This is a genomic window from Brachybacterium avium (assembly GCF_002216795.1).
GTDB classification, from domain to species: Bacteria; Actinomycetota; Actinomycetes; order Actinomycetales; family Dermabacteraceae; genus Brachybacterium; species Brachybacterium avium.
Map to the genome: position 1 here is coordinate 167,777 of NZ_CP022316.1, position 25,018 is coordinate 192,794.

Genomic DNA, 25,018 nt, shown 5'->3' on the forward strand with positions numbered 1-25,018 from the left:
CGCGTGCTCGACGTGATACGACTCGGATTCAGCGAACCCCTTCCCGGCGGAGACCGGCACCGGGAGTTCGGCCTGCCTCCGGGGCCGGTCGACTATCGCGCCGCCTGGTCGCTGCAGCGAGAGCTGCACGCCGAGGTCGTCGCCGGGACCCGCCCGGACACGCTGCTGCTGCTGGAGCATCAGCCGGTCTACACCGCCGGGAAGCTCACTCGCGACCAGGAGCGACCCCGGGACGGTGCCGAAGTGGTCGACATCGATCGGGGCGGCAAGATCACCTGGCACGGTCCGCAGCAGCTGGTCGGGTATCCACTGGTGAAGCTGCCGATCCCGATCGATGTCGTCGGCTTCGTACGCGACCTCGAACGCACCATCATGGCCGTCTGCGACGCGGTGGGCGTCAGGACCGTCCCCGTCAAGGGTCGCAGCGGGGTGTGGGTGACCCCGCAGGACGAGGCCGCCCGCAAGGTGTGTGCCATCGGGATGCGGGTGTCGAAACGTGCGACGATGCATGGGTTCGCGCTCAACTGCGCGAATGACCTGTCCTGGGCGCAGAACGTGATCCCCTGCGGCATCGATGACGCGGGGGTGACCAGCCTCAGCCGGGAGGCCGGTCGCCGAATCGCCGTGGCTGACGTCGTCGACCTCGCCGCCGAGGCGATGAGCGAACTCGTGGCGCACCGCACCGGAGCCACCCGGTATGACGCGAACGGCGGGCACGGCAGGTCGATAGACTCCATGGAACGTCGAGATGAGGAGGCATCAGGGTGACAACCGCCCCCGAAGGCCGGCGCTTGCTGCGCATCGAAGCACGCAATGCCGCAGTCCCGATCGAGCGCAAGCCTGAATGGATCAAGACCCGCGCCGTGATGGGCCCGGAGTACACCGCGATGAAGAAGCGGGTGCACGGGCAGGGCCTGCACACGGTGTGCGAGGAAGCCGGCTGCCCCAACATCTTCGAGTGCTGGGAGGATCGCGAGGCGACCTTCCTCATCGGTGGCGACACCTGCACCCGACGCTGTGACTTCTGCAACATCGCCACCGGCAAGCCGATGGCGGTGGACCCGATGGAGCCGTTCAAGGTCGCGCAGTCCGTCAAGGAGATGGGCCTGCGCTATTCGACCATCACGGGCGTGGCCCGCGACGACCTCGAGGACGGTGCGGCCGGTCTCTTCGCCCGCACCTGCGAGCAGATCCACGCGATGAACCCCGGGACCGGGGTCGAGCTCCTGATCGACGACATCAAGGGCAGCGGCGAGCACCTCCAGCAGGTCTTCGACGCCGAGCCCCAGGTATTCGCCCACAACCTGGAGACGGTGCCGCGGATCTTCAAGCAGATCCGGCCCGCCTTCCGCTACGAGCGCTCGCTCGACGTGATCTCGATGGGCAAGGCCGCCGGCATGATCACCAAGTCCAACCTCATCCTCGGCATGGGTGAGACCGACGACGAGATCCTCGAGTCGCTGCAGCGGCTGCGCGAGGCCGGCTGCGACATCATCACGATCACGCAGTACATGCGCCCCTCCAAGCTGCATCACCCGATCGACCGCTGGGTGAAGCCCCAGCAGTTCGTGGCACTGTCCGTGGCCGCCGAGGAGATGGGATTCCTCGCGGTGATGGCCGGGCCGATGGTGCGCTCCTCGTACCGCGCGGGCAAGCTCTGGGCCCAGGCGATGCGCAAGCTCGGCCGGGAGATCCCGGACAACCTCCGCCACCTCGATTCGAACCAGCCCGCCCGTCAGGAAGCTGCGAGCGTCGTCGCCCGCACCCAGCAGGTCGCCGCGAGCTGACGCCCGCCCGGCCCCGAGAGGACCCACCGCCCATGGCTCGCACGCCCGAGACCAAGCCCGAGAAGGGCTCGAAGAAGAAGCAGAAGCTGAACGCTGACGGCACCAAGAAAAAGGGCCGGATCAAGCAGATCATCGAGGTGTTCAAATACACCCAGGAGGTCGACCGCACCACTCTGCCGTGGATGATCGGTGCGATCCTCGGCGCGATCGTGCTGGGCGTCCTGCTGAGCTGGCTCGTGCTGGGCAGCCCGTGGTACGGCATCTTCATGGGACTGGCCATCGGCATCCTGATCGCCATGATGGTCCTGGCCCGCAAGGCCGAGCGCGCCGCCTTCGGCCGCATCAAGGGCCAGCCGGGGGCTGCGCTGGCGGCGATGCAGTCCATCCGCCGTGGCTGGAACGTGGATGAGGAGCCGGTGCAGATCGATGCCCGCAGCCAGAAGATGCTGTTCCGCGCCTCGGGCCGAGCGGGCATCGCCATCGTCGCCGAGGACTCCTCCGCGGTCTCCATGAAGCTGCTGGAGAAGGAGCGCCGCAGCATCCGTCGGGTGCTCCAGCACGACAACGTCCCGGTTCACCAGATCGTCGTCGGTGACGGTGACGGCGAGGTCCCGCTGCACAAGCTGCCCAATCACATGCAGCGCATGAAGAAGCAGCTGACCAAGGACGAGGCCGCTCAGGTGACCAAGCGACTGAACGCGCTGCGACGCTCGCTGCGTCAGTCGATCCCCAAGGGCGTGGACCCGATGCGCGCTCGACCGAATCGCAAGGCGATGCGCGGCCGCTGAGCCGGTCCGCCCTCCACCTGCAGCCCTCTCCCGCCGTGGCGGGAGGGGGCTGCACGGCGTCCGGCCCGCCGCAGGCCGTGACCCCGCCCCCGTCTGCTGGGGCTCCCGCGCCGCCGTGATCTCCCCGTAACCTTCGTGACCACTTCGTGATGTTCGAAATTTGTGCAGGTCAGGGCGGTATCGCAGAGAGGCGATGCGGGGTCCGAGGGGGCATCGGATCGTCCGCTCAACGCCGAGAGCGCCCGCCTCGGGCCACCCGTCAGGAGGTCAGACGGTGACGACCGCGGTACCCGCGGCCACATCATGCAGCGGCTGGGTATCCCGGTTCCAGACCACCGCCGGCAGCAGCAGGAGCATCAGCACGGTGCGCACCAGCGCACGCAGGACCATCGGGGAGCGTCCGGTCACCGGCAGCACTCGCAGCCTCAGCACGAACTGCCCCGGGGTCGCCCCGAAAAGGCTCAGGAACAGCACGTTCACCATGAAGAACAGGACCAGGTTCGCCAGCGGGTCACCGGAGAAGACCAGGGCGGAGACCAGCAGGCACAGCCCCCAGTCGACCACCAGGGACAGCGGTCGCCGCCAGAAGGGCGCAACAGCGCCGGCGCCCTGCGCGGGCAGGCCGAGGGAAGAGCCCTTGACGTAGCCCTCCTCCACGGGGGCGCCGTCCATCCAGGAGCCGAGGTCCTTGCGATCGATCACGCCCAGCACCATAGTTCCCGAGCCTGGATGTTGGGTGTGGCAGCGGGAGGTGCCGCACGCCACAGCGCATAAGCTGGGGGCACCCGAGTTCGGGCCCCGTGCGGGTCGCCGGAGCTCGCTCAGTGATGCCCCTCGGAGTCAGACAGCACAACACGCGCCGTACGGCGCGGATGGAGGAGACGTGTTCAACAGTCCCAGCGAGGTCGTGAAGTACATCGAGGAAGAGGATGTCGAGTTCATCGACATCCGTTTCTGCGATCTTCCCGGCGTGATGCAGCACTTCAACATCCCCGCGAGCACCTTCGACGAGGAGGCGATCGCCACCGGTCAGCTCTTCGACGGTTCCTCGATCCGCGGGTTCCAGGCGATCCATGAGTCCGACATGAAGCTGATCCCGGACCTGGAGACGTCCTATCTGGACCCGTTCCGCGAGCGCAAGACACTCATCATCAACTTCTCGATCGTGGACCCGTTCACGGACGAGCCCTACTCCCGTGACCCCCGCACCGTCGCGTCCAAGGCGGAGGAGTACCTGAAGTCCACCGGGATCGCCGACACCGCGCTCTTCGCCGCCGAGGCCGAGTTCTACATCTTCGACGACGTCCGCTTCAAGACCGGGGTGAACTCCGGCTTCTACAGCATCGACTCGGATGAGGCGGTCTGGAACACCGACCGTGACGAATCGGAGTTCGGCGGCAACCAGGGCTACAAGACTCGCCTGAAGGGTGGATATTTCCCGGTGCCGCCGAATGACCAGATGGCGGATCTGCGTGACGAGATCTGCGCCGTGCTGGAGGAGACCGGGCTGCAGGTCGAGCGCGCCCACCACGAGGTCGGCACCGCGGGTCAGCAGGAGATCAACTACCGCTTCAACACGCTGCTGCAGGCGGCCGACGACGTGATGAAGTTCAAGTACGTCGTGAAGAACACCGTGTGGGACGCCGGCAAGACCGCGACCTTCATGCCCAAGCCGCTGTTCGGCGACAACGGCTCCGGCATGCACACCCACCAGTCGCTGTGGAAGGACGGCGAGCCGCTGTTCTTCGACGAGCGCGGCTACGGCGGCCTGTCCGACATCGCCCGCTGGTACATCGGCGGCATCATCGAGCACTCCCCCTCGCTGACGGCCTTCACCAACCCCACGGTGAACTCCTTCAAGCGCCTGGTGCCGGGCTTCGAGGCCCCGGTGAACATGGTCTACTCGGCCCGCAACCGCTCGGCCGCGATCCGCATCCCGGTCACCGGCGCCTCCGCCAAGGCCAAGCGGGTCGAGTTCCGTGCACCGGACCCCTCGGCGAACCCGTACCTGGCCTTCGCCGCGCAGCTGATGGCCGGCATCGACGGCATCCGCAATCGCATCGAGCCGCCCGAGCCGATCGACAAGGACCTGTACGAGCTCCCGCCGGAGGAGCACAAGGCGATCAAGCAGCTGCCGGAATCCCTCGGCGCGGCGCTGGACGCCCTCGAGGCGGATCACGAGTACCTCACCGAGGGCGATGTGTTCCCCGCCGACATGATCTCGACCTGGATCGAGCTCAAGCGCACCACGGAGATCGATCCGTTCCGCTTCCGCCCGCACCCGCACGAGTTCGAGCTGTACTACGACATTTGAGACGCCTCCGCTGTGACGCGCCCAGACTCTGCTCCTGACCTGCCGGCGCCTCCAGCTCTCAGCACCGTCCCGGCGTGAGCCGGCACGCAGCGGCCCCCGATCCCTCACCGGGGTCGGGGGCCGCTGCTGCACGGCGAACAGGCTTCAGATCACGAGCTGACCGCGCTCGGCGACGATGCGTCCCGCGGCGACCACGAGCTCGCGTGCGGGTGCCCGAACGATCGCGTCGGCGGCGTTCTGGGCATCGAGCAGCACGATATCGGCGCGGGCGCCCTCGACCAGATCGTGGGTCACCCGGTGCATGAATTCGGCACCGCCCGTGGTGGACAGCTGCGCGACGTGCAGGAAATCCTCGTCATAGCGGGCGCGGTGCAGCCGTGCGAAGTCGAGCGCGACGCGCAGCAGATCCCCGTCCCCGTAGGGCGACCACAGATCCCGGATGCCGTCCGTGCCCAAACCCAGGCCCATCCCGCTCTCGCGCATCTGGGTCCAGGGCAGCGGCGCCGATCCGATCGGCGCCACCGTCGTCCAGCTGATACCCAGCTCGCTGAACTGGGCCAGCAGCTCTGCACGACGCGCCTCGGGCAGCTGGCCCAGGGCGAAGCCGTGAGCGACATTGACCTTGCCGTGCAGGCCGCTCCGGCGGGTGCGGTCGATGATCAGCTCGTACTCGAAGGCGCCCAGCTCACCGCCGGCATGGAGGTGGATGTCGATCCCGCAGCCGTGCTTCTCGGCGATCCGGAACAGCCCGTCGAGCTGGGCGACCGGATCGCGATCGATCGCGCATGGGTCCAGCCCGCCGATATTCTCCACGCCCTCGGCCGCTGCCCGGTCCAGGAGATCCAGGACCCCGTCCCGGCGGATGACCCCGTCCTGCGGGAACGCGACGAGCTCCACCTCGATGGCACCCTCCAGGCGTGCCTCCGCCTCGCGGACGGCCGCGATGCCGTCCAGGCCGATGCCGAGGTCGACGTCGACGTGGGTCCGGGTCGCGGTGGTGCCGTGGCGCAGGAACTCGCGCAGCACCCTCTCGGTCGCCCCGGCTGCCGGGATGCCGTGCTTCTCGCGTTCTTCGCGCTCATGCGCGATGCGGCCCTGGGTGGATGCCTCACCGCCGTAGGACACCCACGGCTGCCCCCACCAGCTCTTGTCGACGTGGGCATGGGCGTTGATGAACCCGGGCAGGGCGAGGTGCTCGTGGCCATCGATGACGAGAGCCTCGGGATGGTCGTGACCGGCGGGGGTTATCCGGGAGATGGTCTCCCCGACGATCTCGATGTCGACGGGCTCCCCACCCCAGGGCCTGACTTGGGAGATGACTGTTCTCTGCATACCCGAACGGTATTCCACGCAGTCGGGCCGGGGCGGAGGGACGGCACGAGCGCCGCGCCTCGGCCCGCCGCCCTCAGCCGGGCGTCCGGAGGCGTGGCGTACCGATGCGCGGAGACGATTGGCCCAAATCGCATCGAAGGTATGGAATAGAGCCATGAGCACCATCACCATCACCGTCATCGACCGCGAAGGCGTCAAGACCCCCGGCGTCGACTGGGAGGAGGACGAGTCCCTCATGGAGTGCCTCGTCCGCAACAGCTATCCGATCCTCGCCACCTGCGGCGGGAACGCCTCCTGCTCCACGTGCCATTCCTATCTGGACGAGATCTCCTTCGAAAGGGCCGGCGACATCGACGAGGACGAGGCCGACGTGCTGGACAGCCTCACCGAGGACGAGCGCGAGCCCACCTCACGGCTGACCTGCCAGATCCCCTGGGACGAGGACCTCGAGGGCGCCGTGGTCAGGATCGGTCCCTTCTGATCCCGAGCGATCGCCGCCGCCTTCACTCAGCTCTCGGGGTCCTCGCCGAACCTCCGCACCTCCTGCGCGCAGCGGCAGGCGACAGCGAGCTTCCGTGCCCACTCCAGCGCCTCCTGACGCGTGGCGACCTCGAGGACCGCGAGACCGCCGTCGAGGTGACGGGTCCGGGCATAGGTGCTCTCGAACACATCGCCCGTGCCGTCGACCATCACCGGGGGCACGCTCGCCTCGATCCCACCTCCGAACACCCACACCCCGGCCGCCCTGGCCGCGGCCACCACGGCGTGGGAGTCCTCGACAGCGGCCTCGAGCTCTGTGCCCGTCACGGTCATCGCACTGCTGGGGAACGAGATGAGGTACTTCGCCATCGGATCCGCCTCTCCTCGTTCCCGTGACTCTGCAGCCCTGGGATCGGTGCCTGGTGGCGGAGATTCTCCTCCTCCGGCGTGCGAGGCGCTAGCCCGCCGCCAGGTCCCGACGGCGCAGGGCGAACAGGCCGAGGATCGTCAGCGCCACGGCGAGCACGCCCATGACCACCAGCGGCGTCGCGTCGACCTCGGCGCTGGGCAGGAAGGGCACGTGGTGCAGCACCGAGAGGCTGCGCGCCCAGTCCGGCAGTTGGAGCAGGTCACCGAGGAAGGTGTCCAGCGCCGCCCAGACCACCACCAGCCAGGCCAGCCCCGCCAGGCGCAGCCGCAGGCCGTACAGCGCCAGGGTGAGCGCGCCGGTGACGGCGATCGCGGGCAGGTAGGCGAGGGAGGCCAAGATCGTCTCCCCGACCCAGGAGGACTCCCCGGTCGCCTGCCAGACCCCGATCCCGGTGCCGAGACCGAGGAGCGCCTGCGCCGCGAAGACCTCCACCGCCACCACCGCGAGCCAGCGCAGGGTGAAGGCGAGCTGCGGTGCCCCCGCGACCAGCACGCCGGCCAGACGGCCCGCCTGCTCCTCCGTGCGCAGGCGCAGGATCGCGGAGACGAACAGGCCCACCGGTCCCAGCGCGAGCATCAGCAGGATGTACGCGGTGAAGGAAGCCGTCAGATCATCGACCTCGATCGGCGCGAACTCGCTGATGGTGGGGATCTGGTCGACCAGGTCATCGAGGGAGGAGGCGAGCGCACCGAAGGCGATCGCGAACAGGAACAGACCGATCGTCCAGGTGAGCACCATCGGGGTCACCAGGCGCCGGGCCAACCCGCCCGGTGCCCGCAGCGCCGCCGAGGCCGTCGCGGGGCCGGGCGCCGCCGGGCGCAGCCCCGCTCCGAGATCGCGGCGGCGCGAGAGCTGAGCGGCCAGTGCCAGCAGCAGCACGATCGCGGCCAGCGACAGCCCCAGCGGCCACCATCGCAGCTCGACGAACACCCTGATCTGCTGCGACCAGGCCAGCGGCGAGAACCAGGAGAGCCAGGAGCCCTCGGCCGAGATCACGTCACCGACCCCGCGCACCAGGAAAGCGACGGCAAGGGTGCCGAGGGACAGGCCGGAGGCTGTGCCGCCATGCTCGGTCAGCTGGGCCATCACCGCAGCGATCGCAGCGAACAGCAGACCGGTCAGGGCGGTCGCCGCGCCCAGCGCGATGCCGTCCTGCACCGGTGACCCGGTGACCAGCACCCCGAGGCTCACCGCGGCACCGAGCGCGAGGTTCGCGATCGCCACGACGACCAGTGCTGCAGCGGCCGGGGCGAGGCGCCCGGTGGGCAGGGCATGCAGCATCTCCAGCCGCCCGGCCTCCTCCTCGGCGCGGGTGTGGCGGACCATCAGCAGGATGCTCATGATCGCGCCCGCCAGCAGGATGTACAGGAACAGCTCGTTGGCGACGGCGGCCCACAGCGTGTAGTGGCCGCGGCCGAAGGCCGGGCCGGTCATCAGCACGGCCGAGGGGTTCCCCAGCAGCGCGGCTCGCGCGTCGAGGGCCTGCTGGTCCGGATAGGCCTCCTTCAGCGCGAGGACCGAGGCGGCCACGGTGACGACCATCGCTACGGCCCAGATCAGGATCTGGCGGCGGGAGATCCGGGCGAAGAGCCGAACGAGCGCCCCGAGACCCGTCAGCGCGGAGGCCGGTCGCACATCGAGGCGGTGCGTGCGGCGCTCGGGTGCCCGGTCCGTCGCGGTCATCTCGGGACCTCGCCCTCAGCGTCCTCGGAGGGATCCAGCTCGTCGCCGTAGTGGCGCAGGAAGAGGTCCTCGAGGGAGGGCGGGGTGATGGTGAGGCCGGTGGCCTCCATCTCCGCCAGGATCGGCAGCATGTCGTGCACCGCCGCATCGTCGACGTCGAAGCGGATCCGGCCCTGGTCCGCCACCAGGTCGTGCACGCCGTCCATCGACGTCAGGCGCTCGGGATCTGCGTCGGTGGTGGCGGCGACGGTGGAGCGGGTGAGGTGGCGCAGCTGGGCGAGGGTGCCGGATTCGACGTCCCTGCCCGCCCGGATGATCGTCACCGTGTCGCAGAGCTTCTCGACCTCGGCGAGGATGTGGCTGGACAGCAGCACCGTGCGGCCATCGGCCCGCAGCCGCGAGACCTCGTCGGTGAAGATCGCCTCCATCAGCGGGTCCAGTCCCGAGGTGGGCTCGTCCATGACGTAGAGGTCCACGTCCCGTGACAGGGCGGCCACCAGAGCGACCTTCTGTCGGTTGCCCTTGGAGTAGGTGCGGGCGCGCTTGGTGGGGTCCAGCTCGAAGCGTTCGATGAGCTCGCTGCGACGGCGTCGGTGCGCGGTGCCGCGCTCGCCGCGGGTGAGCACGTCGATCGCCTCTCCCCCGGTCAGGTTCGGCCACAGGTTCGTGTCCCCGGGGACGTAGGCGAGGCGATGATGGATCTGCACCGCATGGGTCCACGGGTCCATGCCGAGCACCTCGGCACGACCCGCGCCGGCGCGCAGCATCCCCAGCAGCACTCGGATGGCGGTGGACTTCCCGGCTCCGTTCGGTCCCAGGAAGCCGGTGACCTCGCCGCGGGGCACGGTGAGGTCGAAGCCGTCCAGGGCACGGGTGGTACCGAAGGTCTTGGTGAGATCCCTGGCCACGATCGCGGCGTCGGTCGTGGCGGGCTCGTCGGCGGTGGTCCGCGTGGTGGTCATGAGGCGTTCCCCTGAGTCATCGGAGGGCTGGTGCTGTTCGGATCGGCGGCGAGATAGGCGTCCAGCAGGGAGCTGTCCGCGAGCAGAGGCCTGGTGAAGAGCTCCAGCATCGGCAGCATCAGGGATTCGTAGTGGGAGCGCAGCCAGGCCGGGAGATCGTCGAGGTCGAGGGGATCGCGCTGAGCGGGCAGCTGGAGCAGCAGCGCGCCGAGCGCCATCTCCGTCAGCACTCGGGCGCGGGCCTCCGGATCTCGGCTGGGGGTGAGCATCCCGGCCTCCTCGCCCTCGGCGAAGTAGACGGTGGCATCGGCGACGAAGCCGTCGATGAGCTGCGTCGCCATCGGTCCTCCTGCCTGCAGGCGGCGCAGCACGTAGCCGACCACCGGCGCCTGGCGGTCGACGTCGGCCAGCCGGGCGAGCATCACCCCGGCACCGCCGGTCATGACCTCGGCCTTGGTCTCCCGTGTGATTGCCAGCGCCCTGCGGTCGCACGCCGTGAGCAGCTGCTCGCGGGAGCCGAAATGATGGATGATCAGGCCTGCGCTGACCCCGGCATCCTGGGCGACGGCCCGCAGCGGCGCCGAGAGCCCGTCGACCGCGAAACGCTGCAGCGCGGCGCGCAGGATGCGCTCATCTGCGGGCGGGGCAGGTTCCACGGCAGCCTCTTCACACGGATTGAACTGGTGTTCACCAGCCTATACGCGCGTTCAATACGCGGCAAGGGGGCCCGCGCCGCCGCCTGCCGGTGGGGCCGCGCTCAGCCCAGCGCGTCCATCCCGCCCTTGGCCTTCAGCAGAGACAGCAGCAGATCCTTGGGATCCGCGGCGGGCTCCAGCGCGCATTCGTCGGGATCGAAGGACCAGCTGGCCCGCAGCGAGCGGAACACCTCGAACTCGGCGTCACCGGTGCGCAGCGGCACCGCCTGATAGCCGCCGGCCTCGGGCAGGTGGATCACGAAAGCACCGGTCAGCTCCGGCATCTCGCGGGTGGTGCCGTCGTCGTCCAGCAGCAGTTCCGCCCGGCAGACCGCCACCCCCTGCAGCGCGTAGTCCCCACGCACCTTCTTCGAGGTCTTGATGTCGGCGCTGAGCACGGTGTTGCCGATCTTCACGATCGCGTCGGTGGTGCCCGCATAGCCGACGGTGTGGTTGACGACGGTCTGCTCGATCTCGAGGAACTCGGGCTGGAAATCGTCCAGGAAGCGGGCATAGCCGTCCAGGCGCACGTCGACCCGGGCCAGCAGTGCCTGCGGGTCCTTCTCGCCCGCGAAGCTCCCCTGCTCGGTGCGCATCTGCTCGAGGATCGCACCGATCCCGTCGGCATCGGGACGGGTGCCGCTGGTCCCCCACTCCTCGCACACGGCGTGCACGAGCGTGCCGAAGTCCGCGGCGGTGCGGGTGTACTCCGGGGCGGCGGCGGCGATGCGCTTCTGGCTGCCCCAGCGGTCCCGGGTGACGCGGGAGATCTCGGCGGCGGCCCGGTGCGGGTTGCGGTCCAGCCAGGAGTACATCTCCAGTGCCCGCTTGGAGGCCATGGTCGCGTACCAGCCCTGCAGGAAGTCCTTGGCCCGCATCCCGGAGACGGTGGTGATCGAGGGATACATCAGCGGGCCGTCGGGCTCGAGTCGGTACATGCGGCCGCGCGGGGTGTCGGCGCTGAGGGAGGGCGTGGTCATGGGTCCTCACGGTGGCAGGCGACGCCGGGTCGGCGTCGGGACGATCGACGATCACCGTACGCCGCGCAGCGCCCGGCCGGGGCGGGATCCCACCTGGACGCGCCGGGACGGGACCGCGGATCACATCGCGCGGCGACGTCGGATCCATCCTCAGTCCTGCGGACCGAAGATGACGTCCTCGGCGATGCTCCGCGCCCGCCGGGTCACGCGCAGGTAGCGCTCCTCGAGCTCGGCGGCGGAGCCGTCGTCGCCGTCGATCAGCAGCGCCAGCGCACGCAGGTCATGGCGGTCGGTGGGCAGGGCATCGCCCTCCTTCCCCTTCCACAGGAACAGCACGCGCCGGATCAGCCAGCCCAGCGTCCACGCCTCGGCGAGCTCCTGGACCTCCCGCGCGGGCAGGAGCTCCGCCTGTGCCGCCGCCGCGAGCTGATCGAGGGTCTGCGCAGTGCGCAGCCCCTCCACCTCGTGGCCGTGCTCGAGCGCCAGGATCTGAGCGGTCCATTCCACGTCCGTCATGCCGCCGCGGCCGAGCTTCACATGACGGAAGGGATCCGCATTGCGAGGCAGACGCTCGGATTCGACCCGCGCCTTCATCCGGGTGATCCTGCGCCGTGCCGAGACACTCAGACCACCCTCGGGATACCGATGCCGGTCCATCTCCTCGCGCAGCTGCTCGGCGAGCGCTTCGGAGGCGACCACCGGTCGTGCCCGCAGCAGGGCCTGCTTCTCCCAGGTCTCGGCGTCGCGCCGGTAGTACGCGGTCCAGGACTCCAGGCTCCGCGCCAGCGGCCCGACCTTCCCCTCGGGGCGCAGGTCCGCGCTGACCCGCATGTCGGAGCGGGCGGTAGGGGCGTTGAGGATCTTCTGGATCTGGGTGGCGACCGCCCCGGCGATCTCCACCGCGTCCTTCCCCGCGCCGCGGTCGATGACGACGAACTGGACATCGGCATCCGAGGCGTATCCCATCTCCCGGGCGCCGAAGCTGCCCATCGCGATGATCGCCATCTCGATGCCGAGAGCCCGGGCGGGGTCGGAGCGCTTCTCCCGCAGTCGCAGCGCCGTGTCGACGTCGACCTCGGGCTCGCTGTCGAGCGTCTCAGCGTTCTCGCCCACTGCTTTCCGTTCGCGGGCCACCACGTGCAGGGCCACCAGCATCCCCGCCTCGAGCACCGCTTCGGCCAGATCGGTCAGGGCCCGGGCGATCTCGGTCGGACTCGCCACCGCCGTGAGGTGGGCCAGCCCGATGCGCAGCAGCTCCCGATTGCGGGTGCGGCGCAGCACGTCGCGGGCCACCTCGGCGTCATCGACCCGGGAGATGACGGCGAGGAACTCGCGTCCCAGCACGTCACGGGCCAGGGGGCGCAGCTGGGCGTCGCGGGCCAGCCAGCGCACCCCTTCCGGGATCTGCTCGAGCTGCTCGCCGACGTAGCGGCCGGCGGCGAGCACCCGGGTGAGGCGTTTGGCGGCGAGCCCGGAGTCGCGCAGCAGGCCCAGGTACCAGTGGGCCGAGCCGATGGTGTCCGAGAGCCGTCGGAACGCGAGCAGCCCCAGATCCGGGTCGACGCCGTCGGCGAACCATTCGAGCATGGCCGGCAGCAGCTGGCGCTGGATCTTCGCACGTCGGGAGATGCCCTCGGTGAGGGCCGAGATATGGCTGAGCGCCCGGGCAGGATCCCGATAGCCGATCGCCGCCAGGCGGGCGGCGGCATCCTCCTCGCTCAGCCGGATCTGGCCGTCGCTGAGCTGAGAGGCGGTCAGCAGCAGCGGCCGGTAGAAGATCTCCTCGTGCAGCTGGCGCACCCGGCGCCGGGTGCGCTGGTACCGCTGATGGAACTCGTCCGGGGTCAGCCGCACGCTGCGGGCGAGGCGGCGCAGGTCCGAGGCGGCGGTGGGCAGCACCTGGGTGCGACGCAGGCGGTGCAGCTGGAGTCGGTGCTCGACGCAGCGCAGGAATCGGTAGGCCACATCCATCTCGACCACGTGGTCGCGCGAGATGTACCCGCCCTCGCCGAGCCGGGCCAGGGAGTCGAGAGTCGAACGGCCCTGCAGCACCTCGTCGGCACGGCCATGCACCATCTGCAGCAGCTGCACGGTGAACTCCACATCCCGCAGCCCTCCCGGGCCCAGCTTGAGGTTGCGCTCCACCTCGGCACGCGGGATATGGGCGACCACCCTGCGGCGCATCGCCCGAGCGTCCTCGACGAAGCCCTCCCGAGTGGAGGCCTGCCAGACCCAGGGCTCGACCATGGTCTCGAAGCCGAGGCCGAGCTCCCGATCCCCGGCCGCGGCGCGCGCCTTCAGCAGTGCCTGGAACTCCCAGGACTTCGCCCACTCCGTGTAGTACCGGCGGTACGAGCCCAGGGTGCGCACCAGCGGTCCGTCCTTGCCCTCGGGTCGGAGATTGGCGTCGACCTGCCACAGCGAGCCCTCCCCGGTCCGCTCGGAGCAGGCGCGGGCGAGTTCGCGGGCCAGGGCGGCGCCGATGGTGGCGGCATCCTCGTCCGCCCCGGAGCCGAGCTCGCCGGCCTCCTCCTCCGGCCGCGCGGCGGGGGCGACGACATGCATCACATCGACGTCGGAGACGTAGTTGAGCTCACGGGCACCGGTCTTGCCCAGCGCGATCACCGCCCAGCGCACCGACTCATGGTCCTCCACGGTGGCTCGGGCGATCGCGGACGCCGCTTCGAGCGCCGCATCGGCGAGGTCGCTGATGGCCCGGGAGACGCGGGGCTGAAGGGCCGTGGGATCTGCGGAGCAGACGTCGGCCGCCGCGATCTGCGTCAGCCGGCCGTGGTAGGCGATGCGCAGCGCGTCGCGCACCTCCCGGCCGCTCTCACCGGCCACCGGCACCTCTGCGTCCGGATCGGCGCCGACGGCCTCGAGCAGGTCCCGCCGCACCGCATCTGCCGGGGCCGCGAGCTCGTCGTCCCCCTCGCGCAGCAGCGTGAGCAGTTCGGGATGACGGGTGAGGAAGTCGCCGAGCGCGACCGAGGTGCCCAGCAGCGTGATCAGACGCTGACCGGAGGTTCCCTCCTGCCCGATGCCGTCGAGGAATTCTTTGAGCAGCGCATGCTGGCCGGCCTCCTGCGCCGCCTCGGCCAGGCGCAGCAGTCCGAGCACGGCGTCGTCGCCGTCGGCGGTCCGTCCCAGCGCGGCGGCGGCGCCGCCGCCGAGGCCGGCCAGGGCGGGCTCCTCCAGGAAGCGGCGCACCCGGTCGGTGCTGCTGAATCCAAGACGGGCGAGGACTCCGGTGGTGGTGGGCGGTTCGGTGCTCACGGCTCTCCTCTCGCTGACGCGGCGTCCTCAGACGCGGCTGAAGGTCGAGCGCAGCTCGTGATCGGTCACCTGCTCGCGGTAGCGCTGCCACTCCTGCCGCTTGTCCCGCAGGAAGAACTCGAAGACCTGCTCGCCCAGGGTGCTCGCCATCAGCTCCGAGCCCTCGAAGACCTCGAGCGCGCGGAAGAGATCGGTGGGCAGCGGTTCGATGCCCATGGCTCGGCGCTCTCGCTCGGTGAGCTCCCAGACCGCGTCCTCGGAGCCCTCGGGCAGCTCGTACTCCCCCTCGATGCCCGCCATCCCGGCGGCCAGCAGCGCGGAGAAGGCGAGATAGGGGTTGGCGGAGGAGTCCAGCCCGCGGAACTCGACTCGGGAGCTGGTGCCCTTGGTCGGTTTGTGGAACGGCACGCGCACCAGTGCGGAGCGGTTGTTGTGGCCCCAGCAGATGTAGCTCGGCGCCTCCTGCGCCCCCAGAGCCGCTTGTAGGAGTTCACCCACTGGTTGGTCACCGCGCTGTATTCCGGGGCGTGCCGCAGCAGACCGGCGATGAACTGCCGGCCCATCCGGGAGAGCCCGAACTCGGCGCCCGGGGCGTGGAAGGCATTCTTCCCGCCCTGGAACAGGGAGAGGTGGGTATGCATCCCGAGCCGGGCTGGTCGATCATCGGCTTGGGCATGAAGGTGGCCACCTGCCCCATCGACAGAGCGACCTCCTTGACGACGGTGCGCAGGGTGAGGATGTTGTCGGCGGTGGTCAGCGCATCGGCGTAGCGCAGGTCGATCTCGTTCTGGCCGGGCCCGTTCTCGTGGTGGGAGAACTCGACCTGGATGTTCATCGCCTCCAGGTGCTGGATGGCGGTGCGGCGGAAGTCCTGGCCCTGGCCGCGGTGGACATGGTCGAAGTAGCCGGCGCTGTCGATCGGCCGCAGCGGCTCACCCTGTCGATAGGGCTCGTCGAAGAGATAGAACTCGATCTCGGGATGGGTGAAGAACTCCAGCCCCTTCTCCTCAGCGCGTCCCAGCGCATCCCGCAGGACACGACGGGGATCGCTGGCCGCGGGCTCGCCGTCCGGGGTGAGCACGTCGCACATCATCCGGCCGGTCGCATTGGTGTCCCCGCGCCAGGCCAGCAGCTCGAAGGTGGCCGGATCCGGGCGCAGGATCATGTCCGATTCGAAGCTGCGGGTGAGGCCCTCGATGCTCGAACCGTCGATCCCGATGCCCTCGGTGAAGGCGGCCTCGAGATCCGACGGGGAGATCGCGATGGACTTCAGCGTCCCCGGGATGTCGCAGAACCACAGGCGGATGAACCGCACATCCCGGTCGGAGACGGTGCGGATGACGTCGTCATGGAGATGTCCCATGTGCCCAGTGTGCCTCAGGCCCCCGGCCTGCGGCCTCAGAGGACCGAGGTGCCGTCAGAACGGGATGACGAGGTACCAGCGGCCGTCGTCCCCGGGAGCCATCGGGATGTCGAGGTCGTTGCCGAGCACGCTGAGGGAGACGGTGCCGTCCCCGTTGTCGCTCGCCTGAATCATCGAGGCATCCAGCGCGTCGAAAGCTCCGGGCTCGAGCAGCTCGGCCTGCGCCGCGAAGACCGGCTCCACCCCGTCGACGCAGTCCTGGAGACGTTCGCCCTCGGGCGCAGATCCGGTGGTGGGATCCAGGACCATGCCGCAGGCGGATTCCCAGTCGTGGTCGTCGATGACCTGGAGGAGGTCGAGGAACCGCTGGGAAGCGGCATCGAGCTCCGCGTCGCTGAAGCGGGTCTCACCGCCGCCATCGCTCGGCTGAGCATCCTCACCCGGGGACCCGCCGCCCTGCTGTGAGCTCGAGGACTCCGCCGCGGCGGGCTCCTCCTCCCCGCCGGTGCAAGCCGTCGCCCCCCACAGGAGGGCTGCGGCACCCATGCCGGCGGCGGTGCCCCGCAGAATACTGCGCATCGTCGTCGTCACGACCGCTCTCCTCCCAGGCCGCCGATGCGGCGACCGGCACCAGAGTGGCACACTCCCGCCCCGTGCGGAGGCCGCCGACAAGATCTCGATGGCGCGGCCGACGAGGATAGGCTGAGCTCGCAGACCGATCATCCCGTTCACCGCCCAGGAGCCTCACGTGAGCACTGAGTCCACTGCCGGATCCACTCCCGGCACCGCCGCCCCGGCCACGATCCGGCTGCGGCACCTGCAGCAGGCCAAGGCGCAGGGCCGACCGTTCTCGATGCTCACCGCCTACGACCAGTTCGCGGCGAAGGCCTTCGAGGCAGCCGGGATCGAGGTGCTGCTGGTGGGCGACTCCGTCGGCACCACGGTGCTCGGCTACGACTCGACCACCTCCACCACGCATCAGGACATGCTGACCTTCACCGGTGCCGTGGCCCGCAGCGTGACCCGCCCCCTGGTGGTCGCCGATCTCGCCTTCGGCACCTATGAGGGCGGCCCCGCCGATGCACTGCGCCACGGGGTCGAGCTGGTGCGCGCCGGCGCGAGCGCGGTCAAGCTCGAGGGCGGGGCGGAGGTGGCCCCGCAGGTGCGGGTGCTGGTACAGGCCGGGATCCCCGTCTTCGGCCACCTCGGCTTCACGCCCCAGTCGGTCAACTCGCTGTCCGGGCACCGGGTGCAGGGACGGGACCGGGCCGCAGCGCAGAAGATGCAGGAGGACGCCCTCGCACTGCAGGCCGCAGGAGCGGCCGCGATCGTGCTGGAGCTGGTCCCGGCGGCCGTCGCAGCTTCCGTCACCGCGGCGCTGGCAGTGCCGACGATCGGCATCGGGGCCGGCCCCGACTGCGACGGGCAGGTGCTGGTGTGGCAGGACATGGCCGGGCTCTCCGGCTTCCACGGGAAGTTCGTGAAGACCTTCGCGGACCTGCGCCCCCAGCTCGAGCAGGCAGCTCAGCAGTACCGGGACGAGGTCTCGGAGCGCACCTATCCGGGGCCCGAGCACTCCTTCGAATGAGCCCGCGGGAGCCGGGCCGAGTGGGTCAGCGCGACCCGTCGGACCCCGAGCCCTCGGTCCCGTAGCCCTCCCATTCCGCGTTCTCCTCGTCCCAGGACTGGTTGCGCTGGGCCGCGGTCTGCAGCGCACGCGCCGCCTCCTCGCGAGTGGCGTACGGACCCATCAGCTCCGTGCCCGGGGACTGGTGCCCCTCCTCCACGCTGCCGTTGGTCAGGTTGTAGTAGAACTGGGTGCCCTCGGTCACGTCGGTCTCCTTCGAAGTCGGTGAGAGACTGGTGGACATGACTGTAGAGCAGGAATGGTTCCGTCCAGAAGGGCGCGAGCTGCTGGTGCCGGGCATCCTCAGCCCGCGCCGCAGCGTTCCCCCCCACATCGAGCGACCGGAGTACGTCGGCAAGGACGAGGCCGTCTCCGACACCGGCCCCTACGTCCAGAGCGCCGACGTGATCGCGCGGGTCCGCGAGGCGTCGCGGGTCGCTGCGCTCGCGCTGCAGGCCGCTGGGGAAGCGGCGCAGCCCGGCGTGACCACCGACCACATCGATGGGGTGGTCCACGCCGTGCTGCTCGAGCACGGCGCCTATCCCTCGACGCTCGGCTACCTGGGATTCGAGAAGTCCTGCTGCACCAGCCTGAACGAGGTGATCTGCCACGGGATCCCCGACTCGACCGTCATGCAGTCCGGAGACATCCTCAACGTCGACGTCACCGCGTACCTGAACGGTGTGCACGGCGACTGCAACGCCACCTTCCTGGTGGGTGAGGTCCATCCCCGAGCACAGGACCTGGTGGACAGGACCCATGAGGCGATGATGCGCGGCGTGAAGGTCGCCCGCCCCGGCCGCGAGGTCAACGTGATCGGGCGCGTGATCGAGAAGTTCACCGCCCGCCACGGCCTGGAATCGGTGCGCGACTACACCGGGCACGGCGTCGCCGAAGGCTTCCACAACGGCCTGGTCATCCCCCACTACGACTCCGCACCGATGTTCGACGAGGTGATCGAGGAGGGCATGACCTTCACGATCGAACCGATGGTCACCCTCGGTTCCCAGGGCTGGGAGCAGTGGGACGACGGCTGGACCGTGGTGACCAGGGACCGTTCCTTCACCGCGCAGTTCGAGCACACCATGCTGATCACCGGTGAGGGCCCGGAGCTGCTGACGGTGGTCTGAGACCACCACGTGAACCGTCCCTGCGAGGATCCGGTGCACGGGTATCGTGGGCGGCCGTGAGCACCGCGGCTGTCGGTGCATCCCCCTGCAGGGCGTTCTCGCGCCCGCCCACTGCACACAGGAGACGCGATGAGCAAGAAGGCCTTCGGCATCGACATCGGCGGGAGCGGCATCAAGGGGGCGCCGGTGGATCTGTCCACCGGCGAGCTCGCCGCCGACAGGGTGCGGATCCCCACCCCGCAGCCCTCCACCCCGGAGGCTGTGGCCGATACGGTCGCCGAGCTCATCGGCTCCTTCGACGTCGGCACCGACATGCCGGTGGGCGTCACCTTCCCCGCCGTGATCCAGGCCGGGGTCGCCCAGACCGCCGCGAACGTCGACAAGTCCTGGATCGGGACGGACGTCGACGCACTGCTCACCGAGCGCACCGGTCATGACGTCTTCGTGGTCAACGACGCCGACGCGGCCGGGATCGCCGAGATGAAGTACGGCGCCGGGCGCGGCACCTCCGGAGTGGTCCAGGTGATCACCCTGGGCACCGGCGTGGGCAGCGCGACCTTCGTGGACGGCACCCTGGTCCCGAACACGGAGCTCGGCCATCTGCTGCTGCACGGGGATTCCGCCGAGCGCTACATGGCCAGCTCCATCAAGGAGGAGCAGGATCTGGACTGGGAGACCTGGGCCGGACGGCTCCAGGAGTACTTCTCCCACCTCGAGTTCCTCTTCAGCCCCACCCGCATCATCATCGGCGGCGGGGTCTCGAAGAAGCACAAGCACTTCCTGCCGCTGCTGAACCTGAAGACCGAGATCGTGCCGGCGAAGCTGCGCAACGAGGCCGGCATCGTCGGCGCCGCGGTGCTCGCCCATCGCGAGGAGAAGACCCTGCTGAAGGCCGAGAAGAAGGCGGAGAAGTCCGCGGAGAAGAAAGAGCGGGCCAAGCGCGAGGCGGCGAAGTAGCCGCGGCGCGCCCCTCGCACCGCATCCCGTGCGGGGCGAGGGGCGGACCAGCCGGCCTGTAAGCCGGGTTCTGTGATCGGCAGCCATCCCTCTACGGTCGCCGTTGCCGACGACCTCCAGCGGTCCACCCGGGAACTCGGGCCGGCGCCCTCGAACATTCCCTGTCTGACCTTGCTCCCGGTGGGGTTTACCGTGCCGACCTCGTCACCGAGGCCGCGGTGGTCTCTTACACCACCCTTTCACCCTTACCGCCGCGCCCCGAGGGGTGCGGCGGCGGTCTGCTCTCTGTGGCACTGTCCCGCGGATCACTCCGGGTGGGAGTTACCCACCACCGTGCCGGATGGAGCCCGGACTTTCCTCGGCCACGGGAGCGGAGTCCCGTGGACGCGGCTGCCCGGCCGACTGGTCCGGAGGCAGTCTACGACGACCGTCGCGGCCTCCGCGCATCACCGGGCCCCGAGCACGTGCGCAAGGTCTCCCCACACCTGCCGGGCCCGCCGACGCGGACCGCCCAGAATGGACGGATGCTGATCATGCTGCCGCCCTCGGAGACCAAGACCCGCCCGTCAGAGGTCGACGGCGCACCCCTTGACCTCGATGCGATGAGCCTGCCGCAGCTGGGCGGGGCACGGGCCACGATGCTGCGGGCCGCCCAGCGCACCGCCGCCGGACCCGAGGCCGCCGCGCACCTGGGGGTGCCCGCCTCGGCCCCCGAACTGGTGGGGCGCATGCTGCATCTGGAGCAGGAGCCGACGGCGCCGCCCCTGGCGGTCTACTCCGGGGTGCTGTACGACCAGCTGCCGCCCGATCTCGTGCCTGCCCAGGACCGGGACGTGCTGATCCAGAGCGCGCTGTTCGGTCTCGTGGATGCTTTCGAGGACCGGATCCCCGCCTACCGCCTCTCCAACGGCTCCTCGCTCTCGCGCCTGGGGAAGGCCGGGTCCTGGTGGGCCAAGCAGCTGCGTCCCGTGGCCTCCGAGCTGCGGTCCGTGCAGGCCCGCAGCGCCTCCCCGCTGATCATCGACTGCCGCTCCGGTGGCTATCGCTCGATGATGTCTCTGCGCAGCGGGGACGGGGTGCGGGTGCTGGAGGTCGCGCCGGTGCAGGAGCGGGCCGGGATGCGCAAGGTGATCTCGCACGACGCCAAGCGGTACCGCGGCCTGGTGACCCAGGTGCTGCTGGAGCTGGACCGGGCACCGGGCACCGCCGAGGGCGTCGCCGAGGCTGTCGGTCAGGAACTGGGCGGGCAGCTGGGGGTCGAGCTCGACGGGGACAAGCTGGTGGTCGTGGACCGCGTGGACTGAGACCCGCCCGGCGTTTCAGGGGAGGCGGCCGCCCCAGGGATCGGTGGTGTGCGCGCTGATCAGCACCTCGAGGCCGGGGATCGCGGAGACCAGCAGCTCCTGGGCGAGCGGCAGCCAGAGCGCCTCGCTCGCGGCGTGCGGGACGTCGATCAGGGCCGGCACCGCAGCCGGGTCGGCCGCGGATTCCAGGTGCTCGAGCGCGGGGTGGTGGCGGAGGTCGGAGGAGATGTACACGTCGGCCTCGACGGCGCTGGCCGCCTCGAGGAAGGAGTCCCCTGCGCCGGGGCAGATGGCGACCGTGCGCACCTCCCGTGCGGCGTCACCGGTGTGCAGGATCCCGCGGGCGGTGGCAGGCACATGGTCCGCGATCACAGCGGCCAGCTGCCCCACGGTGGTGGGCTCGGTCAGGGCCCCGACGGCGCCCAGACCGAAACGGCTCGAGCCGTGCGCGGCCTCTTCCGGCAGCTCCCCCGGCACCAACGGCCGCGGCTCCTGCAGATCCAGCAGCGAGAGCCAGGCCCCGACCGTGCCGCGGGTGGAGCGGTCCACGTTGGTGTGCCCGCACCACAGCGCGGCACCGTGGCGGAGCAGATGCGTGACCACGGCGCCCTTGCCCTCGTCGGCGGGCAGGGCGCTCACTCCCCGCAGGAGCAGCGGATGGTGCGTGATCAGCATCTCCGCGTCGCGGTCGACGGCCTCGCGGGCCACCGCGAGGGTCGGGTCCACCGCCAGCAGCACCCGGTGCACGGCGGCGGCCCGCTCCCCCAGCACCAGGCCCACCTGGTCCCAGGGCTCCGCCCATCGCGGGGGGTAGGCGGCTTCGAGCACTTCGGTCACGGAGGCGACGGTGGCGGCGTCGGCAGCGGCGGTGGGAGAAGCGGCCATCTTGCTCACGCTCCCAGGGCGCGGGTCTCCACCAGCGCCGCCTGGTAGGCCTTCCAGGGCATCAGCACGCATTTGACCCGGGCAGGGAACTTCGCCGCACCCAGCAGCGCGACCCCGTCGCCGATGAGGTCCTCGTCCCCGTCGACCCGGCCGCGAGAGCGCATCGCCTCCTCGAAGTGGGCTTGGACGGGTTCGATCTCGGCGACGGTCCGGCCGATCAGCAGATCGGCCATGATCGAGGCGGAGGCGCGACTCATGGCGCAGCCGACGGCGTCGTAGGAGATGTCCCGGATCCGCTCGGCGCCCTCCGTGGTCAGCTGCAGCCGCAGAGTGATCTCGTCCCCGCAGACGGGGTTGACGTGCTGGACCTCGGAGCTGAACGGTTCGCGCAGGCCGGCGTGCAGCGGTCGCCTGTCGTGCTCGATGACCAGCTCGGTGTACAGGGCGGACAGGGGTGTGCTCATGAGAAGGATCCGAAGAACTCGACGGTGTGGGCGACGCCGGAGACGAAGGCCTCGACCTCGGCGGCGGTGGTGTGGACGGAGAAGCTGGCACGGGTGGTGCCGTGCAGACCGAAGCGGCGGTGCAGCGGCCAGGCGCAGTGGTGGCCCACCCGCACCTCGAGGCCGAGCGAGTCCAGCACCTGGCCGACGTCGTGGGGGTGACGCCCGGCGATGTCGAAGGAGACTGCGCCGGTGCGCTGCGCGGACGCTGCCGGACCGATGATCCGTACTCCGTCGATGCCGGCCAGTCCGGTCAGCGCCTGCTGCGTGAGCGCCTGTTCGTGGGCGGCGATGCGGTTCATGCCGAGGGCGTCGAGGTAGTCGCAGGCGGCGGCGAGGCCGACGGCCTGGGAGATCGGCGGCGTGCCGGCCTCGAAGCGGGCGGGCGGCTCCGCATAGGTGCTGTGCTCCATCTGGACCATCTCGATCATCGAGCCTCCGGTGAGGAACGGCGGCATCTGCGCCAGCAGCTCGAAGCGGCCCCACAGCACGCCGATGCCGGTGGGGCCGAGCATCTTGTGCCCGGACAGCGCGACCAGATCGACCCCGAGGGCCGTGACGTCGAAGGGCATGTGGGGCGCGGACTGCGCGGCATCCAGGACCGTCAGGGCGTCGACGGAGCGGGCCGCTTCGACCAGGCGCTCGACGGGGTTGATGGTGCCCAGCACGTTGGACTGGTGGGTGAAGGCGATGACCCTGGTGCGCTCGGTGACCAGGGAAGAGAGCTCGGTGAGGTCGAGGGTGAAGTCATCCGCCATCGGGATCCAGCGCAGGTGCGCCCCGGTGCGGCGGGCGAGCTCCTGCCAGGGCACCAGGTTCGCGTGGTGCTCCATCTCGGTGACCAGGATCTCATCACCCTCGCGCACTCGCAGGTGGTCCGGGGTGGAGTCGTCGCCGCTGCCCAGCGAGTGGGCGACCAGGTTCAGCGCCTCGGTGGCGTTCCTGGTGAACACCACCTCGTCGGGCGAGGGGGCGCCGAGGAAGTCCGCGACCCGTTCACGCGCGCCCTCGTAGGCGTCGGTCGCCGCACCGGCCATGCGGTGCGCTCCGCGTTTGACCGCGGCGTTGTCGTGGGTGAGGTAGGCGACCTCGGCGTCGATCACCGGGCGCGGTCGCTGCGAGGTCGCACCGCCATCGAGGTAGATCATCGGGGTGTCCGGATCGAGCATGCGGGACAGTATCGGGAAATCTGCTCGGATCGCCTCGAGGTCGAACTCTCTGCTGGGTGCACTCACCTGCGCGGCTCCTCCTTCACGTCGACCCTGCCGGGGCTGCGCGGGATGCGGAGCGGACCGGTCACGGCAATGGCCCCAGTCTAGGTGGCCGCTCGGGACGGAGCCCGGGCCGTGAGATCCTGTGCACGGGCGGGACCCAGCCAGCGCCCGCACCCGCGTCACGAACAGCCCGGAGGTGGCACCATCGATTCGCTCATCCTGATCGCCCTGTTCGTGGCGATCCTGGTCTCCGTGGTCGTGCTGATCGGGCGCATGCTCGTGCGGCGTCGCGAGCAGCGTGAGCGCTGGGAGGCCGCCGGCCGTCCGGAGCCGCTGCCCCGCACCGCTGAGCAGAAGGAGCAGGACCGCAGGACTTCGATCACCTGGGGCTGCCTGCTGGTCGCCGTGCCGGTCGTGCTGGTGCTGCTGTACGCCGTGACCCGCTGAGCACCGCTGCCGCACCCGGTGCGGCGCACCTCGGCACAATCCCGGCCCCGCACCGAGGGTGCAGGGCCGGGATCTTCGTGCGGTGGGTCGTGAGGGGCTCGAACCCCCGACCTTCTGGGTGTAAACCAGACGCTCTGACCAACTGAGCTAACGACCCGGGCGGGGGCGCACCCCCGTGACCGCGGCGGCGGTCAGTTGGTGCGGCTCGCCAGGCGGGTACCGGTCCAGTCCGCGGCCAGATTCATCGAGCTCATGACTCGCAGACCGGCGATCCCGGCGCTCTCCTGGATGTCTCCGGGCATCACGTGCCCGTCGCGACCCGCCTTGGGGGTCAGCACCCAGACGGGGGCACCGGCATCGATGTTGCGCAGGGTGTCGACCATGGCGTCGGTGAGGTCACCGTCGCCCTCGCGCCACCACAGCACGACGGCGTCCACGATCTCCTGGGTGTCCTCGTCCTCGAGCTCCTCACCGATGAGGTCCTCGATCGCATCACGCAGATCGAGATCGACATCATCGTCGTAGCCGATCTCCTGCACGATCTGACCCGAGGTGAAACCCAGCGCCTCGGACAGGGAGCTGGACGAAGGGGCGTCGGCCGACGGTGACAAGAAGGAACTCCTTACAAACGGGGGCAAAGCAGGTAAGGCCAGCGGCCAGAAGGGCACAGTGCCCCTAAGGTCGGATGGCGCGCGGCCGAGTCTATGTCACGTGACACCGGTGCGCATCACGGGACCGGAGTCCCGATCCGGGCGGCTCCGCTCCGTGATGTCCTGTGTGTCACAGATGAGACGGGAGTGTGGAGGTCCCGCGCCGCCACGGCGACGGTAGGCTTGCCTGCACCGAGGCCGAAGGAGCCGG

The 25,018-nt window shown here is 70.0% G+C and carries 24 protein-coding genes, 1 tRNA gene, 1 other RNA gene and 1 pseudogene; 10 read left to right on the forward strand and 17 right to left on the reverse strand.

What is annotated here, in order from left to right:
• Window positions 1-3 precede the first annotated feature (3 nt).
• Genes lipB through CFK39_RS00760 form a run of 3 tightly spaced genes read left to right on the forward strand, consistent with a single transcriptional unit; the run spans window position 4 to window position 2,575 of the window.
• The gene (gene lipB, locus CFK39_RS00750) at window positions 4-768 is read left to right on the forward strand and encodes a lipoyl(octanoyl) transferase LipB (protein WP_089063867.1); all 765 of its coding nucleotides are present in this window, start codon (window positions 4-6) and stop codon (window positions 766-768) included.
• Window positions 765-1,787 carry a lipoyl synthase gene (lipA, locus tag CFK39_RS00755; protein ID WP_089063868.1) on the forward strand — a complete coding sequence of 341 codons (1,023 nt, stop codon included), beginning with the start codon at window positions 765-767 and terminating at the stop codon, window positions 1,785-1,787. The genes lipB and lipA overlap by 4 nt, the downstream gene beginning before the upstream one ends.
• 32 nt (window positions 1,788-1,819) lie before the next feature.
• A complete protein-coding gene (locus tag CFK39_RS00760; RefSeq protein WP_089063869.1) occupies window positions 1,820-2,575 on the forward strand; it encodes a DUF4191 domain-containing protein in 756 nt (251 codons plus the stop codon).
• Window positions 2,576-2,842: 267 nt separating this feature from the next.
• Here CFK39_RS00760 and CFK39_RS00765 read toward each other — a convergent pair whose 3' ends face one another.
• On the reverse strand, window positions 2,843-3,277 hold the full coding sequence (locus CFK39_RS00765; protein WP_089066222.1) for an RDD family protein: 435 nt from the start codon (window positions 3,275-3,277) through the stop codon (window positions 2,843-2,845).
• A gap of 181 nt (window positions 3,278-3,458) precedes the next feature.
• Here CFK39_RS00765 and glnA point away from each other — a divergent pair, with 181 nt between their 5' ends.
• Window positions 3,459-4,889: a type I glutamate--ammonia ligase gene (glnA, locus tag CFK39_RS00770; protein WP_089063870.1), complete on the forward strand. Its 1,431-nt coding sequence runs from the start codon at window positions 3,459-3,461 to the stop codon at window positions 4,887-4,889.
• Window positions 4,890-5,033: 144 nt separating this feature from the next.
• Here glnA and CFK39_RS00775 read toward each other — a convergent pair whose 3' ends face one another.
• Window positions 5,034-6,221, reverse strand: coding sequence for an amidohydrolase (locus tag CFK39_RS00775; RefSeq protein WP_089063871.1), 1,188 nt, complete (start codon window positions 6,219-6,221; stop codon window positions 5,034-5,036).
• Between the two features lie 154 nt (window positions 6,222-6,375).
• On the opposite strand from CFK39_RS00775, the gene CFK39_RS00780 reads away from it, so the two are divergent.
• Window positions 6,376-6,702: a 2Fe-2S iron-sulfur cluster-binding protein gene (locus CFK39_RS00780; protein WP_089063872.1), complete on the forward strand. Its 327-nt coding sequence runs from the start codon at window positions 6,376-6,378 to the stop codon at window positions 6,700-6,702.
• A gap of 26 nt (window positions 6,703-6,728) precedes the next feature.
• Here CFK39_RS00780 and CFK39_RS00785 read toward each other — a convergent pair whose 3' ends face one another.
• From CFK39_RS00785 to CFK39_RS00820, 8 genes and pseudogenes are all read right to left on the reverse strand, one after another.
• Entirely contained in the window at window positions 6,729-7,070 is a 342-nt protein-coding gene (locus CFK39_RS00785) for a YciI family protein (RefSeq protein WP_089063873.1), read from the reverse strand.
• A gap of 88 nt (window positions 7,071-7,158) precedes the next feature.
• Window positions 7,159-8,814: an ABC transporter permease gene (locus CFK39_RS00790; RefSeq protein WP_089063874.1), complete on the reverse strand. Its 1,656-nt coding sequence runs from the start codon at window positions 8,812-8,814 to the stop codon at window positions 7,159-7,161.
• Window positions 8,811-9,776, reverse strand: coding sequence for an ABC transporter ATP-binding protein (locus tag CFK39_RS00795; RefSeq protein ID WP_089063875.1), 966 nt, complete (start codon window positions 9,774-9,776; stop codon window positions 8,811-8,813). The genes CFK39_RS00790 and CFK39_RS00795 overlap by 4 nt, the downstream gene beginning before the upstream one ends.
• Window positions 9,773-10,432: a TetR/AcrR family transcriptional regulator gene (locus CFK39_RS00800; protein WP_089063876.1), complete on the reverse strand. Its 660-nt coding sequence runs from the start codon at window positions 10,430-10,432 to the stop codon at window positions 9,773-9,775. The genes CFK39_RS00795 and CFK39_RS00800 overlap by 4 nt, the downstream gene beginning before the upstream one ends.
• Before the next feature lie 101 nt (window positions 10,433-10,533).
• Window positions 10,534-11,451, reverse strand: a complete 918-nt coding sequence (locus tag CFK39_RS00805) for an exosome complex component (protein ID WP_089063877.1) — start codon at window positions 11,449-11,451, stop codon at window positions 10,534-10,536.
• Window positions 11,452-11,601: 150 nt separating this feature from the next.
• Window positions 11,602-14,727: a bifunctional [glutamine synthetase] adenylyltransferase/[glutamine synthetase]-adenylyl-L-tyrosine phosphorylase gene (locus tag CFK39_RS00810; protein WP_089063878.1), complete on the reverse strand. Its 3,126-nt coding sequence runs from the start codon at window positions 14,725-14,727 to the stop codon at window positions 11,602-11,604.
• 27 nt (window positions 14,728-14,754) lie between these two features.
• A pseudogene (locus tag CFK39_RS00815) lies at window positions 14,755-16,090 on the reverse strand (glutamine synthetase family protein).
• A 54-nt stretch (window positions 16,091-16,144) separates the two neighbouring features.
• On the reverse strand, window positions 16,145-16,669 hold the full coding sequence (locus CFK39_RS00820) for a hypothetical protein (RefSeq protein ID WP_089066223.1): 525 nt from the start codon (window positions 16,667-16,669) through the stop codon (window positions 16,145-16,147).
• 169 nt (window positions 16,670-16,838) lie between these two features.
• Between CFK39_RS00820 and panB the strand changes: the two genes are divergently transcribed.
• Complete coding sequence (gene panB, locus CFK39_RS00825; protein WP_089063879.1) at window positions 16,839-17,678, forward strand: 3-methyl-2-oxobutanoate hydroxymethyltransferase; 840 nt, start codon at window positions 16,839-16,841, stop codon at window positions 17,676-17,678.
• A 25-nt stretch (window positions 17,679-17,703) separates the two neighbouring features.
• On the opposite strand, the gene CFK39_RS00830 is transcribed toward panB, so the two are convergent.
• Complete coding sequence (locus tag CFK39_RS00830; protein WP_089063880.1) at window positions 17,704-17,922, reverse strand: hypothetical protein; 219 nt, start codon at window positions 17,920-17,922, stop codon at window positions 17,704-17,706.
• Window positions 17,923-17,959: 37 nt separating this feature from the next.
• On the opposite strand from CFK39_RS00830, the gene map reads away from it, so the two are divergent.
• Both map and ppgK read left to right on the forward strand, forming a co-directional pair.
• Window positions 17,960-18,847, forward strand: coding sequence for a type I methionyl aminopeptidase (gene map, locus CFK39_RS00835; protein WP_089066224.1), 888 nt, complete (start codon window positions 17,960-17,962; stop codon window positions 18,845-18,847).
• A 129-nt stretch (window positions 18,848-18,976) separates the two neighbouring features.
• Complete coding sequence (ppgK, locus tag CFK39_RS00840) at window positions 18,977-19,804, forward strand: polyphosphate--glucose phosphotransferase (protein WP_089063881.1); 828 nt, start codon at window positions 18,977-18,979, stop codon at window positions 19,802-19,804.
• A 43-nt stretch (window positions 19,805-19,847) separates the two neighbouring features.
• Here ppgK and rnpB read toward each other — a convergent pair.
• Window positions 19,848-20,210: RNase P RNA component class A (gene rnpB / locus CFK39_RS00845), an RNA gene on the reverse strand.
• 118 nt (window positions 20,211-20,328) lie between these two features.
• Here rnpB and CFK39_RS00850 point away from each other — a divergent pair.
• Window positions 20,329-21,108, forward strand: a complete 780-nt coding sequence (locus tag CFK39_RS00850) for a YaaA family protein (protein ID WP_089063882.1) — start codon at window positions 20,329-20,331, stop codon at window positions 21,106-21,108.
• Between the two features lie 15 nt (window positions 21,109-21,123).
• On the opposite strand, the gene CFK39_RS00855 is transcribed toward CFK39_RS00850, so the two are convergent.
• Genes CFK39_RS00855 through CFK39_RS00865 form a run of 3 tightly spaced genes read right to left on the reverse strand, consistent with a single transcriptional unit; the run spans window position 21,124 to window position 23,731 of the window.
• A complete protein-coding gene (locus CFK39_RS00855) occupies window positions 21,124-21,993 on the reverse strand; it encodes a Nif3-like dinuclear metal center hexameric protein (RefSeq protein ID WP_089066225.1) in 870 nt (289 codons plus the stop codon).
• Window positions 21,994-21,998: 5 nt separating this feature from the next.
• Window positions 21,999-22,457, reverse strand: a complete 459-nt coding sequence (gene sufU / locus CFK39_RS00860; RefSeq protein ID WP_089063883.1) for a Fe-S cluster assembly sulfur transfer protein SufU — start codon at window positions 22,455-22,457, stop codon at window positions 21,999-22,001.
• Window positions 22,454-23,731 carry an aminotransferase class V-fold PLP-dependent enzyme gene (locus CFK39_RS00865; protein WP_089063884.1) on the reverse strand — a complete coding sequence of 426 codons (1,278 nt, stop codon included), beginning with the start codon at window positions 23,729-23,731 and terminating at the stop codon, window positions 22,454-22,456. Before CFK39_RS00865 ends, sufU begins: the two co-directional genes overlap by 4 nt.
• 111 nt (window positions 23,732-23,842) lie before the next feature.
• Between CFK39_RS00865 and CFK39_RS00870 the strand changes: the two genes are divergently transcribed.
• Window positions 23,843-24,157 (forward strand): hypothetical protein, encoded by a 315-nt coding sequence (locus CFK39_RS00870; protein ID WP_245822768.1) that lies wholly within the window; start codon window positions 23,843-23,845, stop codon window positions 24,155-24,157.
• Between the two features lie 83 nt (window positions 24,158-24,240).
• Here the strand turns inward: CFK39_RS00870 and CFK39_RS00875 are convergent.
• A tRNA-Val gene (locus CFK39_RS00875) sits at window positions 24,241-24,314 on the reverse strand.
• Window positions 24,315-24,348: 34 nt separating this feature from the next.
• A complete protein-coding gene (locus CFK39_RS00880; RefSeq protein ID WP_089063885.1) occupies window positions 24,349-24,768 on the reverse strand; it encodes a DUF3052 domain-containing protein in 420 nt (139 codons plus the stop codon).
• Between the last annotated feature and the right edge of the window lie 250 nt (window positions 24,769-25,018).